Source organism: Nocardioides sp. (assembly GCF_024509035.1).
Classification (GTDB): Bacteria; Actinomycetota; Actinomycetes; order Propionibacteriales; family Nocardioidaceae; genus Nocardioides.
This window is the reverse complement of the sequence record NZ_JANINT010000257.1, coordinates 1-2,894: the sequence shown is the minus strand read 5'-3', so window position 1 is coordinate 2,894 and position 2,894 is coordinate 1. Positions and strand designations below refer to the sequence as shown.

The following is a 2,894-nucleotide window of genomic DNA, read 5'->3' as shown; positions in this document are numbered from 1 at the left end:
CCACCGAGCTGATCTGGGGCGTGCCCGACAAGGCCCCCGACGAGGTCCTCGCCTCGCTCGACCGGCTCGCTGGCCGCCTCGGCCTGGCCTGACGTCCGCAGGACGTCATACGGCGGGAGCAGGCGGATGCTCTGTCCGTATGACGTCCGGCGGAGCGCCCCCTACGCCTTGACGACGGTGATGGTCGGCTCGGAGCCGTCCGCGTCGACCAGCTCGTACGACGTCGCGAGGGTCTCGCTGGTGATCAGCTGCTCGTGGGCGCGAGCCGCGGCCTGCACCTCCGCGGAGCCGCCGATCCTCAGCGCGATCCGGTCCGAGACGTCCAGGCCGGCGTCGCGCCGGGCCTGCTGGACCGCACGGACCAGGTCGCGGGCCACGCCCTCGGCCGCCAGCTCGGGGGTCACCTCGGTGTCGAGGACGACGAACCCGCCGCCGCGCAGCATCCCCACCGCCGTGGAGTCGTCGGCGGCACCCGCCACGGTCTCGAGGGTGTACTCGCCGTCCTGGAGCTCCAGCCCGCCGGCCACGACCGTGCCGTCCGGGCGGACCTCCCAGTCGCCGGACTTCGACCCCTTGATCGCGGTCTGCACGTCCTTGCCCAGCCGGGGCCCGGCGGCACGCGCGTTCACGCTCAGCCGCTGGGAGACGCCGTACGCCGCCGCCTCGGGCGCGTCCGCGTCGAGCAGGCGCACCTCCTTGACGTTGACCTCGTCGGCGACCAGGTCCTCGAAGCCGCTGAGGTCGGCACCCACGACCGTGAGCGTGGCCAGCGGGAGCCGGTTGCGGAGCTGACGGGCCTTGCGCAGCGCGGACGTCGCCGAGCAGACCTCGCGCACCTTGTCCATGCGTCCCACCAGGGCGTGGTCGAGCGGGAGCTCGTCCTCGCGCGGGTAGTCGGCCAGGTGCACCGACCGGCCACCGGTCAGGCCGCGCCAGATCTCCTCGGTCACCAGCGGGAGCAGCGGCGCGACGGCCCGCATCGTCGCCTCGAGCACCGTGTAGAGGGTGTCGAAGGCCGCGGCGTCCTCGGCCCAGAACCGGTCGCGCGAGCGGCGGATGTACCAGTTCGTGAGGACGCCGATGAAGTCCAGCGTCTGCTCGCACGCCTCGGCCACGTGGTAGCCGTCGAGCGACTCGGTCATCGCGCCGACGAACTCGCCCGCCTTGGCCAGGATGTAGCGATCGAGCGGGTCCGCCGACGAGGTCGACACCTTCGCCTCGTAGCCCTCCCCGCCACCGGCGGCGTTGGCGTACATCTGGAAGAAGTACCAGCTGTTCCACAGCGGCATCAGCACCTGGCGCACCGAGTCGCGGATGCCCTGCTCGGTGACGACCAGGTTGCCACCGCGCAGGATCGGGCTGGACATCAGGAACCAGCGCATCGCGTCCGCGCCGTCGCGGTCGAAGACCTCGCGGACGTCGGGGTAGTTGCGCAGCGACTTCGACATCTTGTTGCCGTCGGAGCCGAGCACGATGCCGTGGCTGATGCAGTTCTCGAACGCCGGCTTGTCGAAGATCGCCGAGGCGAGGATGTGCAGCGTGTAGAACCAGCCGCGCGTCTGGCCGATGTACTCGACGATGAAGTCCGCCGGGAAGTGGTGCTCGAACCAGTCGGCGTTCTCGAACGGCACGTGCACCTGGGCGAACGACATCGAGCCCGAGTCGAACCACACGTCGAGGACGTCGGGGACGCGACGCATCATCGACGCACCCGTCGGGTCGTCGGGGTTGGGGCGCACCAGGTCGTCGACGTACGGCCGGTGCAGGTCAGGCTCGCCGTCCTTGTTGCGCGGCAGCGTGCCGAAGTCGCGCTCGAGCTGCTCGAAGGATCCGTAGACGTCGATGCGCGGGTACGCCGGGTCGTCGCTCTTCCACACCGGCACCGGGCTGCCCCAGAAGCGGTTGCGGGTGATCGACCAGTCGCGGGCGTTCTCGAGCCACTTGCCGAACTGGCCGTCCTTGATGTGGTCGGGCACCCAGTTGATCTGCTGGTTGAGCTCGAGCATCCGCTGCTTGAACGCGGTCACCTCGACGAACCACGACGAGACGCCCTTGTAGATCAGGGGCTCCCGGCAGCGCCAGCAGTGCGGGTAGCTGTGGTCGTAGGTCTCGCGACGCAGCAGCACGGTGCCGGGCGTGACCGCCCCGGTCTCGCCCTGCCCGGTGGTCGCCGCCTTGAGGTGGTCGATCACGTGCGGGTTGGCGTCGAAGACGAGCATGCCCTCGTACTCCGCCACCGGGAACGTGAACCGGCCGTCCTTGCCGACCGGCATCACCGCCTCGATGTTCTCGCGGTCGGTGACGACCTTGTCGTCCTCACCGAAGGCGCCGGCGGTGTGCACGAGCCCGGTGCCGTCGGTGGTGGTGACGAACTCGGCGGGCACGACGCGGAAGGCGTTCTCGTGCCCCAGGTAGTAGGAGAACGGCGGGGTGTAGGTCAGCCCGACCAGCTCCGAGCCCGGCCCGCGCCAGGTCACCTCGGGCGTCTCGCCGAGCTCGCGGGCGTACGCCGGGAGCCGCGCCTCGGCGAGCAGGTAGCGCACGCCGTCGACCGACACCACGACGTACTCGATGTCCTCGCCGACCATGACCGCGAGGTTGCTCGGCAGCGTCCACGGGGTCGTCGTCCAGACGAGCAGCTTGACGCCCAGGAACGGCCCCTCGGTGCTGACGTCGTAGCCGACGGTGACCGCGGGGTCCTGCCGTGTCTGGTAGACGTCGTCGTCCATCCGCAGCTCGTGGTTGGACAGCGGGGTCTCGTCGTTCCAGCAGTAGGGCAGCACGCGGAAGCCCTCGTAGACGAGCCCCTTGTCGAAGAGCTGCTTGAAGGCCCAGATCACCGACTCCATGTAGTCGGGGTTCATCGTCTTGTAGTCGTTGTCGAAGTCGACCCA

1 protein-coding gene is annotated in these 2,894 nt (G+C 69.8%); it reads right to left on the bottom strand.

Annotated features, from left to right (window positions below; translation table 11 throughout):
* Positions 1-161: 161 nt before the first annotated feature.
* Positions 162-2,894, bottom strand: a 2,733-nt coding sequence (ileS, locus tag Q0L15_RS17715; protein WP_296605774.1) for an isoleucine--tRNA ligase, incomplete at its 5' end; no start/stop codon positions are given.